Origin of the sequence: Corallococcus carmarthensis (genome assembly GCF_003611695.1) — a bacterium.
Lineage (GTDB): Bacteria > Myxococcota > Myxococcia > Myxococcales > Myxococcaceae > Corallococcus > Corallococcus carmarthensis.
On sequence record NZ_RAWE01000003.1, the window covers coordinates 67,097 to 89,310 of the forward strand.

Sequence of the window (22,214 nt, forward strand, 5' to 3'; positions counted from 1 at the left end):
TGGAGCCCCGGAGGACGCGGTTGAGCCCGGTGAGGGCGTGACCTGGGGAACGTCCCGTGCGGCCCTCACCGTGTACGAACAGGCCGCGCAGGACACGGCCAACGAGGCGGCGAGCTGCAAGCCGCTCGGGAACTTCTACTGGGAGATTGGCGACGGGGCGGGCCGGATCTACGGCCTGTCGCGGGGCAGCGGCGTGTCGGCCACGACGGTGATGCCCATCGCGTCCGCGAGCAAGTGGCTGTACGTGGGGGCCTACGTGCAGTCCAAGGGGTACGCGAACCTCACCCCGGATGAGAAGAAGCGGCTCAACTTCACCAGCGGCTACATCGAAGAGAACACCACCCTGTGTGGCGCCGCCGGGACGACCGTCTCCGCGTGCTACGGGACTTCCTTCAAGGACGTCACCTACCGCCCGCTCCAGAACGGCCGGTTCTTCTACAACGGCGGGCACATGCAGAAGCTGGCCCTGGACGACATCGGCGCGAGGAAGGGCACGGGCCTCGTCAGCGTCATGGACTGGCTCAATCCCTTGCTGGGCACCACCTTCCCGGAGTCCGACAGCGACGTCGCCGTGGCGGGAGGGTTCTCCGGCAGCGCGGTCCAGTACCGCGTCTTCCTGATGAAGCTGCTCAACAACCAGGTGGCGCTGGCCTCCAAGCTGACCGTGGACTCCGTTCCCGCCTGGCCGGGAGGACCCAACGTGGCCTACACGCCGTGGAGTGCCGCGGGCGAGGCGTACTACGGGCTCGGGCACTGGATTGAAGGAGAGCCCGTCAACGGCACCTGGACCGTCACGGGCCACTCGTCGGCGGGGGCCTTCGGCTTCTATCCCTGGGTGAACGCCGCCAGGACCCGGTACATGGTCCTGGCCCGCAGCCGTCAGCTCGGCGAGGAGGAAGGCGAGAAGTCACGCGCCTGCGCCCAGACCGTCCGCAAGGCGTACGAGACGGGCGTGGCGCAGCCCTGATCAGGACATCCGGGCGGTCATGGGACAGGCACTGTGCCCTTGCCCGCGGCAGCGCGGGCAAACATCCGTCCCAGCCACGCATCGCGCGTCGCGACGCAGGCCCGGGCCACGTCTGACCGCGGGGCAATGTCATAGAAGCCGTGGAAGGCTCCGCCCCAGACGTGCAGCTCGCACTCACCGCCGGCAGCCAGGATTCCTCGCGCATAGGCGACGGCTTCATCCCGGAACGTCTCCGCTGCCGCGACGTCGATGAAGGTCGGTGGCAGCCCCCGGAGATCCGTTGCGCGCGCGGGCGCGGAATAGGCAGACACCTCCGGGCCCCCGAAGCGCTCGCCCAGCACCGCCCGCCAGGCCGTCAGGTTGCTGGTGCGGTCCCAGACGCCCACGCCGTCATAGCGATGGGCGGACTCCGTCTCATTGCGGTCGTCCAGCATCGGGCATTGCAGCAGCTGGCCCGACAGCCGTGGACCGTGCCTGTCCCGGGCCAGGAGCGTGGTTCCCGCCGCGAGCCCGCCGCCGCCGCTCCCGCCGAAGATCACCAGCTGGTCCGGATCAAACCGCAGCCGGTCGGCGTTCGCCGCCATCCACACCAGCCCGGCGTAACAGTCCTCCACCAGGGTGGGCGCCGGATGCTCGGGCGCCAGCCGGTACTCGACCGTCACGCAGACGGCGTCATGACGGAGCGCCTGGTCCACGAGCGGCTTCGCTCCCGCGAAGCGGGTCCCCATCACCATTCCGCCGCCATGGATGAAGTAGACCGCAGGGCCCGGAGCCGAGTGGCCCTCCCGGGCAATCACCGAGACCGTGATCTCAGCGCCCTGATACCCGGGGATGCTGTAGTCGACGCAGCGGACCTTCGCGTCTCCCATCAGGTCTTCCCGGGTGACGCGGCTCAAGCCACGGAAGTGCTCGAGCTGCTCCAGCGACATCTTCAGGGGCACATACCCCTCCAGAGCAGGCAGGAGGGCGGCCAGCTGCGGGTCGAAGCCGGGTGATGCGTTGGGGCGGGTCATGTGGGGTCCTGGCTGAAGGGTCGCTGACTGGCTAGCATCCACCGCCTCCGTCACCTGAAGGGACGCCATGTCGAAGCAGTGGGTACTTTCCGGCGGCGGGACCTCCTATGTCGTCGTCTTGTGGAACGACGCGGAGGCGAAGGACCCGAGCCGCCGGGTCGCTCCCGCCGTGATGCAGATGTCCATTGACGGGTGGATGCGCACGCACCGGCAGGCCCTCCGGGAGATGTACGCCGCCTGCGCGCCAGCTCCCCCCGCGGGCACCTCGGTGGCGCAGCTGGACGCCCTGATGAAGCAGCGCCTGTCCGAAGCCTTCAAGTCCGGGAAGCTCGTGGGGCTGACGCGCTCCCCTTCCCTGGTGCTCGCCCAGCCGCTGAGCCCTGTCCCCATGCGCCTGCCCAGCGCGGACGTCCCTCCCGCGCAGGGGGTGGGGATCGTCATGTGGAACAAGACGCCCCTCCTCCAGCTGCGCTCCAGCCCCGAGCAGGGCAACAACGTCCTCGCCAGCTTGAAGTTCAACACGCCCGTGCAGGTGATCGCGCAGATGCCCGGCGGCTGGCTGTCGGTGAGCACGCGGGACGGGCACGTGGGCTTCGTCTCCGGTGACTACGTCTGGTCCGCGCCGCGCCACCCGATGCCCGAGCCGAACGCCCGGCTCCACCTGGTCGCCAAGGGCTTGCAGGGCACGGCCATCGCCATCGCGGAGACGTACTACAAGGACGTCGCGCACACCTGGGGCTCGGACCTGCGCTTCTTCGTGGCCGTGCTCGCCCACGTCAACCGGCGGCCCATCCCCCCTTCGACGGACGGCTGGAAGTCCGTCGCGTTCAAGGCCGACACGTTCATCTGGATCCCGAGCAAGGAGTTCGCCAAGGGGCTGCGCGGCACGGTCAACTCGGGCTCGTACAGCTTCAACGCGGTGGACGCGATCGCGTCCGGTTTGCAGCGCGTGGGCCAGTTGCTGAGCGACATCGGACAGGCCATCAAGCTGTCGCTCCAATACATGCCCGAGGCGATCGCGAAGCACGTCGAGCAGGCCCTGCGCACCATCCTCATCGCGCTCTTGGAGATGGCGGTGGGGGCCATCCTCCTGCTCGCCATCTGCACGGCGGTGGGCGCCGCGCTGGGGGCGCTGGCGGGCGGCGCGGGCGCCGCGCCCGGTGCCGCCGCGGGGTTCGAGGTGGGGCTCGCGCTGTTGGAATGGATGGGGCTGGCCTTCCTCGCCAAGTGGATCTTCGACTCGCTCAAGAAGGTCGCCTCGGCGTTCGGAAAGTTCCTCGGCAAGGTGTGGGACGCGCGCGGAGACGCGCACCGGCTGGACGAGGCGGCGCGCGAGCTGGCGGAGGCCATCGGGGTCCTCGCGGGCGTCCTCGTCGAGGCGCTGGTGATGTGGATCACCGCCAAGGGTGCCGCCGCCGCGATCCGGGGGCTCAAGGGCACCGCGGTGGAGAAGGCTTTCGGCTCGACCCGCCTTGCGCAGTGGATCAAGCAGCGCACGACCAATTACACCGAAGGCAAGTCCCCGCTGCCCGGCCCTCGCCAGACCGCCGGCATGGTGCGCGATCGGTTCATCGAGCACCTCGCCGAAAAGGCCGCGCCCCGCTACGCGAAGGAGCTGGAGCCCGCTCGCAACCTGATTGCCCGGGTGTTCAAGGACATGGGCGCGGTGCAGGCGCGCGCGAAGGATGCCGTCTCCGCGGCCAACCGGTTGCAGCGCGCGGTCAAGTTCTTCAACGCGAAGGTCACCACCGTCGAGGGGGCCATCGCCAACCTCTGGGATGCCATTGGCACCCGGCTCATCCTGTCGGACACCTCCCCCGCGGCGATGAGCCAGGTGGTGAGCCGGCTCGCGGAGGCCATCCGCCTGGGAGAGCTGGAGGTCACGGACATCAACAACCTCCATGGGCCCGGGGGAAAACCCTACTTCACCCCCGAGCACCTGGAGGCCTTGCAGGTGGCGGCGTTCGAGGCCGGGAAGCCCCTGAAGATCAACGTCTCCAAGGTCATGGAGAGCGGGTACACGGTGGTGTGCGCCTACCTGAGGCACGCCAACGGGGTCCGGGGCGAGTTGCAGATCATCGGCAAGGAGGTGCTGAACATCGCCAACGCCGAGCACATCCCCTACGACGTGTTGCTGCACAAGCCGCTCATCCGCAACGTGTCGCCGGCCGCGGAAGCCGAGCTCCAGGTCCTGGTCAAGCCCGTGGAGGCCGCCATGGCTTCACTGAGTGAGGCGCAGAAGGCGCAATACCTGCAGTACCTCAACCAGAGCTACATCCACGCACGCATGCTGGAGCTCGGTCAGAAGTCCACACCGCCCCCGCTGCCTCCGGGACTCAACAAGGTCCTGAGTGTCGACCGGATCCAGGCGATTGAGCACGCCATCGCGGACATCAAGGCCAAGGACAAAGCCCCCTGAGGAGCGCATGCAGGCCATCCTGAATGAACAGAAGCTGCAACAGGCCATCGCCGCCGCGCTCCTCGAGCTGACGGCGCACGCGCGCCAAGGCCTGCCCGACACGGGACAGTTCACCCCGTTGAGCAGCCGCTTCGCGTGCGGCGAACTCGTGCAAGGCGCGGGCGAAGTCGAGTTGCGACTGGCCCCCTTGAGCGGGGACGCGGGCAAGCACGAGCGCTTCCTCGAGGTGCGGGTCTCCACCCCCAGCGGAGGCAGCAGTTCCTCCACCTGGGTGTTCTACGGGAGGTCGGCCGCCCTCAAGGAGGTGCTCAAGAACGAGGCGGTCCTGAAAGGGAAGATCCGCACGGCGCTCCTGGCGGAGGCGGAGTCCCTCCTGCGGCACGAGCTGGGGTGAGGCGGCGCCTCACGCGTCGGAGAAGCTCGCCGTCAGGGCCTGGTGGTCGGAGGCCGTGCCCACGTCCACCACGTTCGCGGCGATCAGCCGCCGGGCCAGGGACGGTGAGGCGAAGACGAAGTCCGTGCGGAAGTCGATGACCTCCCCCTCGCGTTCGCGCCGGGCGGTCACCCACTGGGGCGAGCCCGGCTTGAGGCGCAGCGTGTCCACCCAGCCGAAGCCCTCCAGGTCGTCGACGACGTCGAAGCGGGGCGGGTGGCCGTACTTGTCCACCCTCGCGCGGCGGACGCGGTCGGCCAGGTCCACCGGATAGGGATCCGCGCGCGACAGGGAGTTGAGGTCCCCGGCCAGCAGGAAGGCCCGCTCGCCGAAGGCCGCGGGCTCCAGCAGCGAGCGCAGGTAGCGCGCCTCCACGAAGCGCAGGGTCTCATGGTGGGAGTCGAAGTGGGCCGCGAAGAGCGTCAACGGCCCCGCGCCCGTCTCCAGTTCGCATTCGAGGAGGCAGTGGCCGATGAAGTGGGCATTGGCGTGGGCGCGGGCCGAACGCAGGGGCAGCCGGCTCGCGACGGCGACGTGGAAGCGGCGGCCACTGGGACGAGGGCGGGCGGTGCCCAGCCGCACGTGGGCCTCGGTGGCGGGGAGGTTCAGCGAGGCGGCGACCTGGGAGAGCCGCTCACCGTCCTCCCAACCCAGGCACTCCTGAAGCACGAGCACGTCCGGGTTCTCACGGGCGATGAGGGCCAGGAGCAGCGGCATCCGCTCCTCGCCGCCCATCAGGATGTTGAGCGTCATCACCTTCAACCGCATGCCGGACAGCCTATCCCCACTCCGCGCCCATCTCGCCAAGTCCTTGTCGCCAGCCCGGTCGAAGTCCAGGATCCGCCGAAGCCAACCCTTCACCGAAGAGCGAGCGTGAGCGTCCATGCACCGTCCATCCTTTCGCTGGGCTGTTGTGCTGGGGTTGTTGACCTGCGCCGCCTGCGGTGACGACACGCCGGACGATGGAAGCTTCCCCCCCGATACCCAGGCGCCCTCGGTCCCCGACGCACCGGGCGCCAGTGCCGTGTCGGACTCACAGCTCTCCCTCACCTGGACGTCCAGCACGGACAACGTGGGGGTGACGGGCTATCGCATCGAGCGGTGTCAGGGCACGGGCTGCATGGACTTCGCGCTCGTGGGCACGGTGACCGCGCCTCCGTTCGCGGACACGGGCCTTCCCGCCAGCACCGCCTTCGGCTACCGGGTGCTGGCCTCGGACGCGGCGGGCAACACCAGCGCGGCCTCCGCACCCGCTCGCGCCACCACGCTCGCCAGTGGAGGGGGCGGCGGTGCCAACGCCACGGTGGCGGGAGCGACGAGCCTCCCCTTCCCCACCCTGAACCATCTGACGGTGGAGTGGGCATTCAGCGGGGACGCCAACGCCAATGGCGTGGTGACGGTCCGCTACCGTCCCTCGGGCACCCTTCCCTGGCGCGAAGCGATGCCGCTGCGCCGTGTTCCGGCGGGCGACAACGAGGGCTTCAGCTGGACGAGCCGCCATTCCGGCAGCGTGTTCAATCTCCAGCCTGGGACGGTCTACGAGCTGGAGCTCACCCTCACGGACCCTGACGGCGGGACGACCACGCGCACCACGACCGCGACCACGCGCCCGCTGCCGGCCCCCATGCCGAACGCCCCCATCAAGGCGGTGACCCCCGCCACGTTCGCCAGCGTCGCCGCGGGCGCGCAGCCCGGGGACATCCTCCTGTTGGGCGCGGGCACCTACGCTGGCTTTGATTGGTCCCGGAGCGGCACCGAGGGAAAGCCCATCGTCCTCCGCGGTGGCTCGGGAGTGGTGATCAACGGCGCCATCAACCTCTTCACCCAGGCCTGGGTCCACCTGGAGGGGCTCACCGTCAACGGCCGCATCCGGTTCAACGGCTCAAGGCACGTCGTCATCCAGCGGTGCACCGTCAACGCCAGCAGCGCCTTCGGTGGCGACGGCATCGTGACCTACACTCGCGCGGAGAATGCATACATCGCGGACAACGTGGTGACGGGCTTGACGCAATGGGCGGAGGCCTCGCTCGGCGCCAGCGGGAACAACCTGGGCGAGGGCATCGCCGTCACCGGCCCGGGCCACGTCATCCTGCACAACCGCGTGACGGGGTTCCGCGATGGCATCTCCCTGCTGGAGGACGACGAGGCTGTTGATCAGTACAGCATCGACATCCTGAACAACGACCTGAGCGGCAACGCGGACGACGGCATCGAGGCGGACTTCTGCTTCCACAACTGCCGCATCGTCCGCAACCGGCTGACCCACAACTTCATCGCGCTGTCCTCCCAGCCGGGCCTGGGCGGTCCCACTTATTTCATCCGCAATGCCATCTACAACGCGGTCCACGTGGCCTTCAAACTCTACCGGGGCAGCACCGGGGACGTGCTGCTCCACAACACGGTGGTGAAGAACGGAGACGCGTTCGGCATCTACGCGGGGCGCCCGGTGGCGGGGCTCTACGCTCGCAACAACCTCTTCCTGGGTGGCACGGGCGGCACCTTCAATGGGTACAGCAGCGGCACGGGCCGGGTGTTGCACCTCCCCGACCTGGTGGCCGCCAGTTCCAGCCTGGACCATGACGGCCTGGGCTCCACCACGGGCACCCTCACGGGACGCCTGGGCGACACGGCGTTCAGCAGCCTCCAGGCCCTGCGCACGAGCACGACCGAACAGCACGCGGTGCAGGTGGACCTCACGGTGTTCTCCACTCCGGTGGCGTACCCCGCCGCGCCGCTGACGCTCTCCCCGACGCCGGACCTGCGCATCCGCGCGGACTCCGCCGCGGCGAACGCGGGCCAGCCCCTGGCGAACATCAACGACGGCTTCGCCGGGCTGGCGCCAGATTTGGGGGCCTTCGAAGCGGGCGCGGAGCCCCCTATCTACGGCCCACGCTGAACGGCCCGTTCAGACATCGCCACTGGCGGAGCCGACGATGCGGATGTGGCTCAAGCCAGGGTCACTGCACGTCGCGTCGATGCTGACGCGCCAGTTGGGGACATCCGAATGGACGGTGAGCGTCCCTGTCCAGGCGGAGCAGGACGTCGTGGCGCCACCGGAAAAGAGGGAGACCCCCGAACGCGGCAGGGTCACGCTTTGTCCAAGCGCCGGAAGCGGGCGCCTGACGATGACATGGATGGAACGGTCGGACAGGGCGGGGCACGTTCCCGTGGTCATCGGAGGGGCGATGTAGAACTCGAGGCTGCTCTGGTCGCACGTCGAGGGCGCCGAGCAATAGCCACTGCCCCGGTCCCGGTCTTCCTCCAGGTCGTACGTCCGACCGGCGATATCAGGATTGCTGAAGGACCAGCCACAGCGGACCTTCGCGGGGCGGCAGCAGGCGGTGGCGTCACCAGGACAGTCCGTCGTGAAACAGCCCACCGGATTGTTATCGGAGCCTCCGGTGCAGGCCCCGAAGCTGAACGCATCCGCACCGGACCGGCTGCAATAGGAAAGGTTTCCGCCATCGCAGAAGGGCTTTCCGCGCGAGCAGAGGATCGCGCTCGAGCCCGTCTCAGACGCCTGGGGACCCACGCTGCCCGCGGGGCCCGCGGGGCCGGGAGGCCCCTGCGGGCCCGGGGGTCCTTCCGCCAGACACGCGGCGGAGAGGGCCAGGCAGAGACATACTGAAACCAAGAGGAGGGATCGCATTTGCATTGCGGATCCAATAGGCCGCCTCACCCGCCCTGGAGAATCCCTCGGGCGGGGTATTCACACGCGGAGGGGGGCACCGCCCAGACAGCGGACGTGGATCAAAAGACGTTGTGCCCGGCGAGGATCCCCTCGTCTTTCGGAGGCGGGAATCCGGCTCCCATCCACGGCGTGGGGAACACGCGGGAGGTCCGCTGGAAGGCCACGAGACGCCGCACGTGCTCGAGCACGGCGCAAAGCACATCCGCCTGCGCGAATCGCTCCGAGGGGTCTTCCGCGAGACAGCACGCGATGACGGCGGCGAAGCCTGGATCGATTCCAGGGAGCCACTCGGTCAGCAGCGCCGCCGGGCCCCTCCCCGCCTCCGGCTTGAAGGCCGCGCAGGCTCCGCGCCGCACCGGAGGCAACCGGCCCGTGCACAGCTCGAACACCAGCAGCCCCAACGCGTAGAGGTCACTTCGCGCGGTCGCGGACTCGCCCATGCGGATCTCCGGCGCCATGTAGCGCGGCGTCCCCACCACCTCCCGCACTCCCCGCGGCGCCGTGCCTCCGCTCCCCACGAACGTGGCGAGACCGAAATCAATCAGCTTCACCGTGCCATCGGGTTCCAGGATGGCGTTGCCGGGCTTGAGGTCGCGGTGCAATACCCCGCACTGGTGCGCGGCCCGCAGGCCCGCCGCGAGCCCCACCGCGATGTCCAGCACCCGCGGCCATGGCAGTGGCGGCCGCAGCTCCGCCAGGCTCTTTCCGTCCACGTACTCGTAGACGAGGTACGGGCGCCCGTCGACCTCCCCCACGCGCTCCATGGTCACCACGTTCGGGTGCTGGATCCGTGCGATGGCGCGCGCCTCGGTCGCGAAGCTCGCGAGCGCTCTTTCATCCGGCTGAAGCGCGACACACACCTTCAAGGCCACCCGGCGATCCCCCCGCGCGTCCTGCGCGAGGTAGACGGCCCCCATGCCGCCCCGCCCCAGCAGCCGCTCCAACCGGAACCCGTCCAACACCGCGGGCGGCGTCCAGGTGGCGTCCGGCACGGAAGGCCGCCGCGAACAGCGCCTTCCCTGCTCCAGCGGAAGCAGGGCCAGGGGCACGGAATCCGACGGCAGGGCGTCTCCGTGCGCCAGCGTCACCAGCAGCGTCCGGCAGGCGGCGCAGCGGGCGGCATGATGATGCGCCAGCACATTCACCGACACCGGAAGCCGGCCCTCGAACAGGGCGACCACGTCCTCATCGCGCAGGCAGCTGGATGGCAATTGTGTCCCCCCCTGGAACAGCAAACAGCAGTCTCGCATGAAACGTTCTTGTTCCGGATCCCTTGAGACGTATGGGATTCCCGAGGGGCATGAACATACGACTAGCCTTAAAAAAAGAACTCAAGGCATAGTCCGCTCGCCGTAAGAAGAGGGGGAAGCGTGGAACTCGCACCATCATTCCTGGCGCGCGCGGGCTGGCACGTCAAAGAAGCAGCGAAACCCGAAGCCCTGGAGGGCCTGCTGCGACAGGTCTGGACGGAGGGATGCCGGCCCTGGCCAGACATTCCCCTCTCCCAGGATGCCTTCATCGCCTGCCTGGCCACACACACTCCCTGTCCGTCTGTCGGAGTGGGCATCCCAGGTCTCTTCGCGCAGCTCACCCCAGGCGACCTCTATCTGGCCTGCGCCTGCGCCGAGGGCATCCCCGCGGCGCTCGCCGCGTTCGAGCGGCGCTACATCGCGAGCATCCCCGCGACGCTTGCGCACATGAAGCTGACCGAGGCCATGATCGACGACGTCCGGCAACGGGTGCGTGAACACCTGCTGGTGCGCGACGACGGGCCACCGCGGATCGCGGAATACTCCGGCCGCAGCCCGCTCGCCAACTGGATGCGCGTCGTGTCCGTGCGCACCGCGCTCAACCTGCTGCGCGCCGCGCGCGAAGAGGACACGGTGGGCGATGACGCCGTCCTGGAGTTCCTCCCCGCCTCCGACGGAGATCCGGAGACGGAGGCCATCCAGCGGCGCTACCAGGGCGAGTTCCGCCAGGCCATGGAGGAAGCCTTCGCCGCCCTGCCCAGCAAGCCCCGCTACCTGCTCCGCCTCCACTTCGTGGACCGCCTCTCCACCACCAAGATTGGCGCCCTCTTCAACGTCAATCAGTCCACCGCCTCGCGGTGGCTCCAGAGCGCCCAGCAGGCCGTCCACGACGAGACCCGGCGCCTGCTGAAGGAACGCCTGGACCTCTCCTCCCAGGAGTTCACGAGCGTCCTGCGCTCCGTGGAGAGCCAGCTGGACCTCAGCCTCAGCCGGCTCCTCACCGAAGCCTGATGCGGTTTTCCACGATGCGACCCCGGCACAGCCACGCAATAACAATTCACTCCCCGTGAATTCTGAGAAATATTGCATAGCTTGATTCCGGGGTGCGTCCTTAAGACGCGAACACCCGGTGTGTGACGGACAGCACACCTCATCGCCCTGGTGGAGCAAGGCACCCGGCCTCGCTGCACCGCGCCCATCTCCGACCTTCCGCCCGAGCGCGTTCGGCCCCACGGCCACGACGGCCGAGGCACATCCACGTGGGGCTCGCGATGAGCGCGAGGCCCCCTCACCTGCAGCACAGGAGGCCACATGCTGACAAACCAGACACGCTACAGCCGCGCCCCGGCCAAGAGAACGCAGCTCCTGCCTTGGATGGGCATGCTCACGCTGGCGTTGGGCGGATGCAGCGATCCGGTCTCGCAGGACGTCCGCACGCCGCCGGAGCAGCTGGTGAGCCGCGTGGCGCCCCTGAACGCGGCGCCCCCGGGCCTGGCCATCTCCGGTGAGTACATCGTGGTCTTCGGCTCGGAGGTGAGCACGTCCGCGATCGACACCGCGGTGGCGGAGGTCGCCCAGGCGGGCGGCGCCAACGCGCTGATGCACCAGTACGCCATCGTGCCCGGGTTCTCCGCGAAGCTGGACGCGACCGAGCTTGGCAAGCTGCGCGCCAACCCGGCCGTCGCCTATGTCGAAGAGAACGCGGCCGTCAGCATCAACACCACGTTCCCCAGCCCCGCGGACGGCACCGACCGCGTGGATCAGCGGCTGGGCCGCGACGGCACCTACAACGACCACGGCCGCACCGGCTTCGGCGTGCACCTCTACATCGTCGACACCGGCATCAACTCGCGCCACACGGAGTTCACCGGCCGCATCGGCAACGGCTACACCGCCGTCGCCGACGGGCGCGGCGTCGAGGACTGCCACGGCCACGGCACGCACGTGAGCAGCACGGCCGCGGGCACCCAGTACGGCATGGCCAAGAAGGCCCGCATCCACCCCGTCCGCGTGCTGAACTGTGGCGGTGGCGGGACGTGGGAGGGCGTCATCGCCGGTGTGGACTTCGTCCGCTCCGACTGCGCCAACCAGAGCGGCCCCTGCGTCGCCAACATGAGCCTGGGGGGCGGGGTGTCCCCCACCGTCAACGCCGCCGTCGCCAACGCCATCAACGCGGGCGTGACGTTCGTCGTCGCGGCGGGCAATGAGTCCACGGACGCCTGCACCCGCTCTCCGGCGAGCACGCCCGGGGCCATCACCGTGGCCGCCACGGACGACAACGATGGGCGCGCGTGGTTCTCCAACTACGGCACCTGCGTGGACATCTTCGCGCCGGGCGTGAGCATCCTCGGCGCGTGGATTGGCAGCACCACCGCCACCAACACCATTGACGGCACGTCCATGGCCAGCCCCCACGTCGCGGGCGCCGCCGCGCAGTACCTGACGGACCACCTCAACGCCCGCCCCACCCAGGTGGAGGCCAACATCGAGGGCTCCGCGAGCCTGGAGTGCGTCACGGACACGCGCGGCTCCCCCAACTCCTTCCTCTTCAGCGACCTGAACCAGGGCAACTACACCTGCAGCAACACGGTCGCCAGCTGCAGGGGCCTGTGCGGTGGCCCCGGCTACGGCTGCTTCTGCGAGGAGAGCTGCATCCAGTACGGCGACTGCTGCCCGGACTACGCCGACGCCTGCCAGTGACCTGAAGCCATCCCTTTTTCCGCGTCCCTACCCCACCGTCTGAAGCAAGGAGGATGCAACATGATGCGCATGCGTCGTTATCTGGTGCTCGCTGGCGCCAGCCTGAGCCTGATGTCCGGCTGCACGTCGAACCCCCAGGAGTCCACGCCGGAGTTCCACGGCCGCAACCAGCAGGGCCTGGGTGAGCCGGGCCAGCTGAGCCGGGCCGAGTGGACCACCTACCTCTCCGACCAGAAGTACCTGCACTCCATCGCCAGGCCGGACGTGCGGATCCGCCTGAACCTGGCGGACCCGGCGCAGCACCGCTTCGCCCTGTCCCGCCTCAAGCTCGCGGGCAAGACGCCGGAGAACTCGCCCTACCTGTTCAAGGCCCTGGAGCAGCGGCGCCAGGACCAGGTGGCCCGGGGCTACCAGCCCGGCCTGCTGCCCCCGGAGGCGAACAGCCTGGTGGGCACGGCGGACCGCCAGGAGATGCACCTCATCGAGGAGGCCAGCACGGGTGAGACGACCGCGGTGGCCAATGACGGCCTGGGCACCGCCAGCTCCACCTTCCCGGGCGGCGCCATCTACACCTACGTCGACACCAGCTACTCGGACTCCAGCGGCAACGCGCTGGGCGACCTGGCGTGGCGCGAGGAGTTCGACGGGGGCTACAACGTCACCATCAACGCCACCGGCAACCTGGCGCTGACGACCCTCAAGCGCTACCGCGTCTCCTCCTACAAGGTGGAGGAGTCCGCCAGCCAGGGCGTCACGGACTCCTACATCTACAAGGAGGTGGGCGTCGAAGGCGGCCCCGTCGTCAACGAGGCGCCCCGCCTGGGCGGCCTCACGGTGCTCGCGCCGCTCGACGTCGCGTTCAACGACAACCTCATCTCCGTGTGCCTCAACCGCACCTGGACCCAGGACTGCGACTACGACCTGACGGGCAACCTGAACTCCGTCAAGCTGCCGCTGAAGGGCTCCATCTCCGTCACCAGCAGCCACGTCTTCGACGACGCCGTCATCACCCAGCTCAGGACGGACCTGAACTCGGGCGTGGCCCGCCCGGACGCCGGCCACCTCAAGCTCATCCTCACCAACACGGGCGGCGGCTGCGACGTCACCGACGGCAACACGTTGGTGGGCAAGATGAACCAGTTCTGGAACGGCGTCACGCTGAGCACGGACAAGAAGACCTTCTCCTGGGACCTCACGGGCGCCAACGCCGCCTTCTTCGATGACGGCTGCCGCCAGATGCAGGACTCCGCGAAGCTGACCGCGCTCATCTCCCTGCCGCTCATCTCCGCGGGCGTCAAGTACCGCTCCTCCATCACCCTGAGCAACGACCCGGACGCCATCCGTCCGGACTTCGTCTTCAAGAAGATCACCGTCACCAACAGCTGCCTGGCCGAGGGCACCGAGATCGCCCTGGCCGAAGGCAAGCCGGCCGCCATCGAGTCCCTGAAGGCGGGCGACCACGTCACCAATCCCTACAACCCGTCCCTCACCATCATGGACACGGCCGTCGGCATCGAGACGACCCCCATGGTGCGCATCCGCGACGAGGCGGGCCGCAGCCTGCTGATGACGGAGATGCACCCCATCCAGGCCGTGGCGCGCGGCATGGTGCAGGCCCGCGACCTGCGCACGGGGGACCTGGTCATGACCCGCACGGGCCCCAGCAAGCTCACCGAAGTGAGCCGCGAGGCGTTCACCGGCAAGGTCTACAACGTCAAGGTCGGCTCCAAGGCGGAGAAGGCCCTGCTCGGTGAGGACCAGACGGCGGTCTACGCCAACGGCTTCCTGGTGGGCGACGGGCAGATCCAGAAGAAGTACGAGGCCATCGCCCAGCAGCCCAAGACAGGCGACATGCTGGCCCGGCTCCCCAGCCGCTGGCACCGCGACTACCAGCTGTCGCTCCAGCGCAAGTAACCCCCTGTCCCCACGGCATGGATGAGCGGCCACCCCACGGCTTTCGAGCGTGGGGTGGCCGTGCCGTTGCCGCCGTGGGGGCGCCCTTCTTTTCGCCAAGCACCCACGCGTTCAACGCCACGGAGTGAACCCGATGCAGCCGTTCAAGACCTTCCTGCTCCCGCTCTTCGTCGCCCTGGCGGCGTGCGGGGATCCTCCCGAGCCATCCACCCCCGAGAAGCCCCTCCGGGTCTTGAGCGCCGAAGCCCTGGCCGAGCGCCAGCGCATCGCGAGCAGGGCCCTGGCGAAGCCCGGGGCCGTCAAGGCCTCGCTCGTCACCACCGCGGAGGTCGCCTCGGCGCTGGACCTGCCGCCGGGGGTCGTGGCGAGCGCCTCCATCACGAGCCCCAATCCCCAGGCGACGCTGGTGGCGCCCTCCTACGGCAACATCCTGCCGCGCAGGGGCAGCTCGCTGTTCATCATGAGCACGGGCAACATCAACACCGCCAACCTGCCGGAGCCGGGCACGGACTACCCGCCCAGCGGCGTCGAAGGCGACAAGGTCGTCTACCGCGTCACGCTCAACGTGCCAGCCGGCACCAACCGGATGACCTTCGACTTCCGGTTCCTCAGCGCCGAGTCCCCCGAGTACATCGGGACGCAGTTCAACGACACGTTCACCGCGCGCGTCATCGACGGGCTGGGAACGCGCACCGTCGCGGACTCGTCGGTGAACAGCTCGCAGTTCTTCGACGTCTCCTCCACTCGAGCGGCGGGCACCGGCTACGACACGCTGTTCTCCGACGATCCGTCCGGGGTGGACTTCTTCCCGGCCACCTACCCGCCTGAAATCATGCTGTTCCCCGATGCGGGCATCACCGACTTCCGCACCGTCAACTTCGAGGTCCTGCGCGGCGGGCAGGTCACCATCGAGTTCGAGATCAGCGACCTGGGTGACGGCGTCCTGGACTCCGCGGTGGTCATCGACAACATCACCTTCACCAGCCTGGAGGTGGTCAACCCGAACCCGACCCTCATCCACTCGTATACGGGTGCCGTGGATGAGGATCCGCTGCGGCTGGCGATGCCTTCGTCCGAGGCGATCCCCCCGGTCCAGGGCGTGGCGGCGGACGGCGTGACGCAGGTCCTGCTGCGCACCAAGGTGCCCTCCGCCGGGTCGATGACCTTCTCGCTCAGCGGGACCAGCCCGGCCAACGGAGGCCTGGGCGCGGTCGGGACCTCCACCCGGGCGGCCTCCGTCACCGTTCCCACCATTCCCGTGGGCGGCGTGCACTACGCGTTCGCGCTCTACACGAGCCCCCCGGACTTCAACAGCGGAGGCTTCGAGACCGTCAAGACCCGGTCCGTCACCCTCTCCGGCGCGTACACGCCGGCGTCAGGAACGGGCTACACGTCGACGGTCGAGCTCTCCATCCTCCGGCCGCCGCTGGTGCTCGTCCACGACCTCTGGTCCTCGTGCTCCGCCTGGCAGGGGGCGGACAGCATCGCCACGAGCGACCTCTTCAACACGACGTGCGCGGACTACTCCGGGACGAACTCGGCCAGCTTGACCGTGATGGCCAACGAGCTCGCGGTCCCCAACGCCATCTATGCGGCGCTGACCAAGATGCGCCAGGGCCAGAACGCCGTCACCCAGGTGGACGTCGTCGCCCACGGCGCGGGCGGCCTGCTGACCCGCAAGTACATCGACTCGGCCAACTACCGGAGCGTCGCGACCTTCAAGGAGGGTGACATCAACCGGCTCATCAGCCTGAACACCCCCCATGAGGGGACGCGCATGGCCACCGAGCTCGCCCGCATGCGCGACGACCTCAAGGCCACGGCCCCCGGAACCTGGGACCTGGTCCGGGCCGCCCTCGCGATCCCCCACAAGATCGTGCTCGACGCCCCTGAGGGCGCGGCCATTGACGACCTCAAGGTGGGCAGCGCGCTCATCAGCAACATCCGGCAGACGGACGTCCCCACGCACTTCATCACCGGCCAGGGAGCACAGCCCCTGCCCCGGACCCCCACCTGGGCCCTCCTGCCGGACGGACTCAAGGTGCTCTACCAGCAGATGGAGACCTACCACCCGGACTCCCGTCTGCTGCCCACGACGGCGGAGCGGCAGAAGCTCATCCTGGGTTCCAACAGCATGCTGTTCTGCAACGACTCGCACGACGTCTTCGCCGGGACCGCGGAACAGCAGGGCGGCACCGTGACGGGCAGCCCGGCCATCACCCCCTTCACCGTGGCGCTGACGAACCGGAACACGGAGCACTTCAAGGTCCAGATCAACGCGGCCCACCGGGATCGGATCCTCCAGCTGCTCAACAGCCCTGTTGGCGGGCCGAACTTCGTCGCCTCCATCCCCAGGCCCAGCACGGTTCCCACGGTGAACAGCTGCGCGGGCTTCACCGCGCTGCCAACCTCGCGGCGCGCCCCCGAGGCCATCGCCACGGCCGCCGCGGGCACCGTGGTCATCACGTCCCCCCAGCCCGGCACCGTGGTATCGCCGGGCGGCACCGTGACGGTGAGCGTCGCCGGGGCGGGAGGCTTCCAGCCAGCGACCGTCCTCATCCTGAGCGAGGGCGCGGCCTCCATCCTGGAGGCGGGGCCGTTCACGACCCCGTTCCAGGTTCCGGCGCAGGCGCTCGGCGCGTTGGAGCTCGTCGCGTTCGGCATCGACAGCCAGGGCCGGATGGTGCGCTCCGCCAGCCTCCCCCTGACCGTCAGCAGCTCCGCCCAGCTGAGCTCCATCCAGGTCCTCAACGGGGACGCGATCCTGAGAGGCCCCGGCGCGAAGCTGCAGCTGGTGGCGAACGGCAAGTACACGGACGGCGTGGTGAGGGACATCTCCTCGCCCTCGCGAGGCACGCTCTACTCGGTCTCCAACACGGGCATCGCCACCATCACCGCTGACGGGATGCTGACGGGCGTCTCCAAGGGCATGGCCACCGTCATGGTCCGCAACGGCACGGTGCTCACCAGCATCACCCTCACGGTGGGGGACGAAAGCGCCGCGTCCTGCATCCCGATCCGGCTGGGCGAGTACAACCTCTTCGTGCTGGAGGACTACCAGCAGGGCAACGAGGTCCAGGGCAAGCTGGCCGCGGGCCGCAACATCTCCCTCCAGAACTTCTCCGTGGGCGAGAAGCTGCCCGAGACCGACACGGCCAACGTCCTGGTCGCGGGCGGGAACCTCTCCCTGGCCAATGGCTATGTCTGGGGGTCTGCCCGCTACGGCGGCAAGCTCACCCAGGAACCCAACGTCTTCTATCCCCGTGGGAACGTGGCCCGGGCGACTCCCATCAACTTCACCAACCAGGGCAGCGCCCTGCGGGCACTCTCCGCTGAACTGGGCGCCCTGCCCGCCAACGGCACCGCCACGCGCGAGTCCTGGGGTGGCGTCACGCTCACCGGCAAGGATGCGAAGGTGAATGTCTTCGACGTCAAGGCCTCCTCCTTCAAGGGCGCCACGCTGCTGTCCGTCGAGGCTCCCGCCAACAGCCTGGCGGTCATCAACATCCGGGGGACGTCCGCGACCTTCACCAACTTCGGCCACACCTTCAGCGGCGGCATCGACGAGCACGGCATCCTCTTCAACTTCCCGGATGCCACCACCCTCACCGCCTTTGACTATGGCTTCTACGGCACGGTTCTTGCCCCGAATGCCAACGTCAGCTTCTCCGACGGGAGCTGGGTGGGTGGAATCTACGCACGCTCACTGAAAGGCAATGCCGTCGGACAGCTCAGCCGGCTGCGGGACACAGACATCTGCAATTGATGGCAGGATTCACGCGTCGGCGCGAAACCGCGACAGTGGGGGCCAAGGTGCTCAAAAATCTGAGGAGCCGCACCGCCACGGGAGGAATGCTGCTCGCCTTCTGGATGGGCTGTGCGGCGGAAGCCCCCGCTGACCATGTCCCCGGCCTGGGAACGCAGGCCGGGGACGTCACGGACGCGTCACACCCTCTGACCGTCGTCGCCAGGGACACGGAGCGCGGCGTCCCGACGCTGGCGTGGGCACCGCCGGGACGGCCGGCCACCCACCCGGCGCTGCAAACGCCTGAAGCCGCCGCGCGGCGCTACCTGGAGCAGCACGCGGCCCTGTACCGGCTGTCTCCCACCGCGCTGCAAGCCGCCTTCGTGCACCGGGTCCACGACACGGGCCGCGGAGGCATCATCGTGGCCTTCCGCCAGCGCGTGGATGGCATCGACGTGGTCCGCAACGAGCTGAAGGTGCTGATGACGCGCGACCTGTCGCTCGTCGCCATCACCGGAAGCCTGCATGACGGCGTGGAGGGTGCACGGGCGAAGGCCCTGAGCCCATTCCGCACGTCCGCGTCCCAGGCGGTGGCCGCCGCGTTGGGAGACCTCTACGGCATCGCGCTGGATGACAAGGCCGTGGTCGCGCAGGCGGGGGCCACACCGGCGGGTCGCCAGCGGTTCGACCTCGCTCCCGGCCGCGGGGCGAAGCGCGCGGGCGTGTCATTGGTCATCCCCGCCGAGGTCCGGCAGGTGTACTTCCCCCAGGCGGACCGGCTCGTGCCTGCCTGGGCCGTGAACGTGCTCGCGGAGCGCACCGGGCAGGAAGGCCGGCGCGGCTACGAATACCTGGTGGACGCCGGCCAGGGAGGCACGCTCCAGCGCAGCGATCGCATCTTCCATGACAGCCATTCCTACCGCGTCTGGGCGGACGCGGACGGGACGCCCCGGGATGGTCCCCTGCAGGACTTCACGCCGCATCCCACGGGCATCCCCGACGCGACGTTCGAGCCGGCCTTCGAGTCCCCGCGAAACATCACCGTGGACGGACGCGCCCATGCGGGCGGAGTGGATTCCTGGCTGCCTCCGGGCGCGACCACCAGCTCCGGCAACAACGTGTCCGCCTATGCGGACCACTTCAACCCGGATGGCTACACCGAGGGCTCCGACACCTGGGCCTTCGTGAATCCCGCCACCCGTGACTTCCATTACGACTACGAGCCCACGCTGGGGCCCCTGGCCCGGCCGTCGCAGACGCAGGCCGCCATCACCAGCCTCTTCTACACGACCAACTGGCTGCACGATTACTTCTACGCCTCCGGCTTCACGGAAGCCTCGGGCAATGCCCAACAGCGGAATTACGGCCGCGGCGGCCTGGAGGGCGACGCGCTGCTGGCCGAGGCCCAGAACCAGGGGCCCAACCCCCAGGCCCGCAACAACGTCGCCATCTACGTGCCGGACGACGGCCAGGCCCCCCGCCTGGAGATGTACCTCTTCGAGATGCCAGAGACCCGGTCGCTCCAGGCCGAGGGGACGGACTACTCCACGGGCCGGGCCAACTTCGGCCCACGCACCTTCCACCTGGACTCGCTCCGGCTCGTCGTGGCCCAGAGCGGCTCCGCGTCGGTGACCACCGCCTGCCAGGCGCTGACCAACGACGTCTCGGGCGCCATCGTCCTGGCCGACCGGGGTGGCAACTGCTCCTACGAGCTCAAGGCGGTGAATGCCCAGGCCGCGGGCGCGGCCGGCCTCATCGTCCTCAACCACACCGCGGGCGCCGCTCCACCCGACATGTTCGAGTCGGATCCACTGCTCGACCCCACCCTTCCGCTGCTGTCCGTTTCGTATGAGACGGGGCAGACCCTGAAGGGCCTGCTCGCCAGCGGGGCGGTGACCGGGACGATGATTCGCGCATCCGGCCCCGAGCGGGACGGGACGATTGACAACACCCTCGTGTCGCACGAGTGGGGACACCTGCTCCACCAGCGGCTGGTGGACTGCAACCTGCCCGTGTGCTTCGCGCAGAGCGAGGGCTGGGGGGACTTCATCGCGCTCCACCTGATGGTCCGGGAGGATGACGGCTTCGGCTACAACGGCACCTATGGAATTGGCGGGTATGCCGCGTATGTCTTTGGCGACAGCCCCTATTACGGCGTCCGCCGGGCCCCCTACTCCCGCGACCCCACGAAGAACGCGCTTCGCCTCCGCCACATCAGCGACGACGAGCCCCTTCCCTGGGAGCACCCGCTCCGCGACAACGGCGGGTTCAACTCCGAGCGGCACAACGCGGGCGAGGTCTGGGCCTCGATGCTCTTCGATGGCTACCTGGCGCTGCTTGACGAGGCCCGGAAGCCGGGCTCGCGCTTCGCGTCCTTCGCGGAGGCGAAGCGGCGCATGGCGGACTACGTCGTCGCCGGGATGATGCTGGCGCCCGTGGACCCCACCCTCACGGAGCAGCGCGACGCCCTGCTCATGGCGGCCGGCAGCTGGAATCCCCAGGACCCGCGCGACATGCTCCTCCTGGCCGAGGCCTTCGCGCGGCGGGGCGCGGGCACCTGCGCCCGTTCGCCTCCGCGCAGGTCCCTGAACTTCACCGAGGTCCACGAGGCCTACACGGTCCAGGCGGACCTGCGCTTCGAGGTCGTGAAGGTGGATGATGCCCGCCGCACGTGCGACGCGGTGCCGGATGGCGTCCTCGATGCCGGGGAGGCGGGTTCCCTTCACCTCAAGGTCACGAACCTGGGGCCCGTGGCCTCCGCGGGGACCACCGTGACCGTCGCGAGCAGCCGGCCCGGCGAGGTGTCCCTCCCCACGGGCGAGCTGCCCGTGCCCCCGGTGCCGCCGCTCGGGTCCATCTTGATGGCCATCCCCATCGAGCTGGCCGCCTCACCCACGCTCCCCCGGGACGTGGAGCTGACGCTCACGCCAGGGGGCTCCCACTTCTGCCAGGCCCCCGTCCCGCTGCGGCACGTCCTCAAGGTGGACCACGACGAGGAGTCCTCCACGACCGACACCCTGGAGAGCCCCACGACGACCTGGAGCACGGAGGTGTTGAAGGGGGCCCCGGACCAGGCGTGGCAACGGGTCCTGGCCCCGGACACCACGCTGGATGCGGTCAACCATGTCTGGTTCATCCCGGACGGCCCTGACGTCGCGGACACGGCGCTGGTGTCGCCCCGCATCACGGTGTCGGATTCCGCGCCCTTCGTGGTGAGGTTCGACCACCGGCATCGCTTCGCCTTCGACGTGGACTCCTGGTCGGGCCTGAAGACCTTCTGGACGGGCGGCGTGATCGAGCTCACCCAGGATGGCGGCAAGACCTGGGATGACGTGAGCCTGTATGTCGACCCCGGGTATGGGGGGAAGATCGACGCGACCACGGGCAACACCCTGGGCGGACGTCAGGCGTTCGTCGCGCAGAGCAGCCTCTGGCCACGGATGAACGTGGGCACGAAGTTGGATTTCGGCTCGCGGTTCGCCGGGAAGACAGTCCAGCTGCGGTTCCGCTTCGGCTCACCCTGGTACGTGGAAGCCCATGGCTGGGAGGTGGACAACGTCGCGCTGTCGGGGGTGGAAGGAAAGCCCTTCAAGGCCGTCATCTCCAATGCGGGCACGTGCCAGCCGGGCGCCAACGCGGGTGAGGATCAGCTCGTTGAAAGCGGCGCCGCGGTGACGCTCCAGGGCGCGGGGCACTCGACCGCGTCGGGGAGCGTGCTGACGTACACGTGGCGGCAGCTCGATGGTCCTCCCGTGGAGCTGGCGGGGGGGGATACCGCGAGCGCGTTCTTCCTCGCGCCCATCGTTTCGAGCGAAACCCCGATGCACTTCGAGCTGAAGGTGAGCGTCGGGCCGTTCTCCGCCACGGACACGTTGGAGATCCGGGTCAAGCCCGAGGACCCGCCGGATCCGAATGACCCGGATCCGCCTCCGGAGGGCGGGGGCTGCGCCGCCGCCCCCACGCCCGGGCCTTCCACCTCCTGGGTGGGGTGGCTGGCGGGTGCGCTGGCGGCACGGCTCCTTGCCTTGCGCAGGGCCAGACCCTAGGGAGTGGTAGCGTCCCCCAGGCAGTCGTCCCGACAC

Annotated in this window: 12 protein-coding genes; 9 read left to right on the top strand and 3 right to left on the bottom strand. The window is 69.0% G+C overall.

Going from position 1 to position 22,214, the window contains the following annotated elements:
* Positions 1 to 37: 37 nt before the first annotated feature.
* Entirely contained in the window at positions 38 to 967 is a 930-nt protein-coding gene (locus tag D7X32_RS01610; protein WP_244238801.1) for a hypothetical protein, read from the top strand.
* A gap of 17 nt (positions 968 to 984) precedes the next feature.
* On the opposite strand, the gene D7X32_RS01615 is transcribed toward D7X32_RS01610, so the two are convergent.
* A complete protein-coding gene (locus D7X32_RS01615) occupies positions 985 to 1,980 on the bottom strand; it encodes an alpha/beta hydrolase (RefSeq protein WP_120600713.1) in 996 nt (331 codons plus the stop codon).
* Between the two features lie 67 nt (positions 1,981 to 2,047).
* Between D7X32_RS01615 and D7X32_RS01620 the strand changes: the two genes are divergently transcribed.
* Both D7X32_RS01620 and D7X32_RS01625 read left to right on the top strand, forming a co-directional pair.
* On the top strand, positions 2,048 to 4,399 hold the full coding sequence (locus tag D7X32_RS01620; RefSeq protein ID WP_120600714.1) for an SH3 domain-containing protein: 2,352 nt from the start codon (positions 2,048 to 2,050) through the stop codon (positions 4,397 to 4,399).
* 7 nt (positions 4,400 to 4,406) lie between these two features.
* The gene (locus tag D7X32_RS01625; RefSeq protein ID WP_120600715.1) at positions 4,407 to 4,793 is read left to right on the top strand and encodes a hypothetical protein; all 387 of its coding nucleotides are present in this window, start codon (positions 4,407 to 4,409) and stop codon (positions 4,791 to 4,793) included.
* Between the two features lie 9 nt (positions 4,794 to 4,802).
* Here the strand turns inward: D7X32_RS01625 and D7X32_RS01630 are convergent, their stop codons facing one another.
* Positions 4,803 to 5,600, bottom strand: a complete 798-nt coding sequence (locus D7X32_RS01630) for an endonuclease/exonuclease/phosphatase family protein (protein ID WP_120600716.1) — start codon at positions 5,598 to 5,600, stop codon at positions 4,803 to 4,805.
* Positions 5,601 to 5,715: 115 nt separating this feature from the next.
* Between D7X32_RS01630 and D7X32_RS01635 the strand changes: the two genes are divergently transcribed.
* Positions 5,716 to 7,728 (top strand): right-handed parallel beta-helix repeat-containing protein, encoded by a 2,013-nt coding sequence (locus D7X32_RS01635; RefSeq protein ID WP_244238802.1) that lies wholly within the window; start codon positions 5,716 to 5,718, stop codon positions 7,726 to 7,728.
* Between the two features lie 854 nt (positions 7,729 to 8,582).
* On the opposite strand, the gene D7X32_RS01645 is transcribed toward D7X32_RS01635, so the two are convergent.
* Positions 8,583 to 9,734: a serine/threonine-protein kinase gene (locus D7X32_RS01645; RefSeq protein ID WP_158625576.1), complete on the bottom strand. Its 1,152-nt coding sequence runs from the start codon at positions 9,732 to 9,734 to the stop codon at positions 8,583 to 8,585.
* A 159-nt stretch (positions 9,735 to 9,893) separates the two neighbouring features.
* On the opposite strand from D7X32_RS01645, the gene D7X32_RS01650 reads away from it, so the two are divergent.
* The 5 genes from D7X32_RS01650 to D7X32_RS01670 all read left to right on the top strand — a co-directional run bounded on the left by D7X32_RS01650 (position 9,894) and on the right by D7X32_RS01670 (position 22,178).
* Positions 9,894 to 10,784 carry a sigma-70 family RNA polymerase sigma factor gene (locus D7X32_RS01650; protein ID WP_120600719.1) on the top strand — a complete coding sequence of 297 codons (891 nt, stop codon included), beginning with the start codon at positions 9,894 to 9,896 and terminating at the stop codon, positions 10,782 to 10,784.
* A gap of 300 nt (positions 10,785 to 11,084) precedes the next feature.
* Positions 11,085 to 12,473 (top strand): S8 family serine peptidase, encoded by a 1,389-nt coding sequence (locus tag D7X32_RS01655; RefSeq protein WP_120600720.1) that lies wholly within the window; start codon positions 11,085 to 11,087, stop codon positions 12,471 to 12,473.
* Positions 12,474 to 12,533: 60 nt separating this feature from the next.
* The gene (locus tag D7X32_RS01660) at positions 12,534 to 14,387 is read left to right on the top strand and encodes a Hint domain-containing protein (protein ID WP_120600721.1); all 1,854 of its coding nucleotides are present in this window, start codon (positions 12,534 to 12,536) and stop codon (positions 14,385 to 14,387) included.
* Positions 14,388 to 14,520: 133 nt separating this feature from the next.
* Positions 14,521 to 18,153, top strand: coding sequence for a choice-of-anchor A family protein (locus D7X32_RS46135; RefSeq protein ID WP_208752277.1), 3,633 nt, complete (start codon positions 14,521 to 14,523; stop codon positions 18,151 to 18,153).
* An 86-nt stretch (positions 18,154 to 18,239) separates the two neighbouring features.
* Positions 18,240 to 22,178 carry a M36 family metallopeptidase gene (locus tag D7X32_RS01670; RefSeq protein WP_158625577.1) on the top strand — a complete coding sequence of 1,313 codons (3,939 nt, stop codon included), beginning with the start codon at positions 18,240 to 18,242 and terminating at the stop codon, positions 22,176 to 22,178.
* The last annotated feature ends 36 nt before the right edge of the window (positions 22,179 to 22,214 follow it).

What these genes read in the sequence shown, in the direction of transcription:
- D7X32_RS01615 (WP_120600713.1), bottom strand. Translation starts at nt 1,980, where the DNA reads ATGACCCGCCCCAACGCATCACCCGGCTTCGACCCGCAGCTGGCCGCC.
- D7X32_RS01620 (WP_120600714.1), top strand. Translation starts at nt 2,048, where the DNA reads ATGTCGAAGCAGTGGGTACTTTCCGGCGGCGGGACCTCCTATGTCGTC.
- D7X32_RS01625 (WP_120600715.1), top strand. Translation starts at nt 4,407, where the DNA reads ATGCAGGCCATCCTGAATGAACAGAAGCTGCAACAGGCCATCGCCGCC.
- D7X32_RS01630 (WP_120600716.1), bottom strand. Translation starts at nt 5,600, where the DNA reads ATGCGGTTGAAGGTGATGACGCTCAACATCCTGATGGGCGGCGAGGAG.
- D7X32_RS01635 (WP_244238802.1), top strand. Translation starts at nt 5,716, where the DNA reads ATGCACCGTCCATCCTTTCGCTGGGCTGTTGTGCTGGGGTTGTTGACC.
- D7X32_RS01655 (WP_120600720.1), top strand. Translation starts at nt 11,085, where the DNA reads ATGCTGACAAACCAGACACGCTACAGCCGCGCCCCGGCCAAGAGAACG.
- D7X32_RS01660 (WP_120600721.1), top strand. Translation starts at nt 12,534, where the DNA reads ATGATGCGCATGCGTCGTTATCTGGTGCTCGCTGGCGCCAGCCTGAGC.
- D7X32_RS46135 (WP_208752277.1), top strand. Translation starts at nt 14,521, where the DNA reads ATGCAGCCGTTCAAGACCTTCCTGCTCCCGCTCTTCGTCGCCCTGGCG.
- D7X32_RS01670 (WP_158625577.1), top strand. Translation starts at nt 18,240, where the DNA reads ATGCTGCTCGCCTTCTGGATGGGCTGTGCGGCGGAAGCCCCCGCTGAC.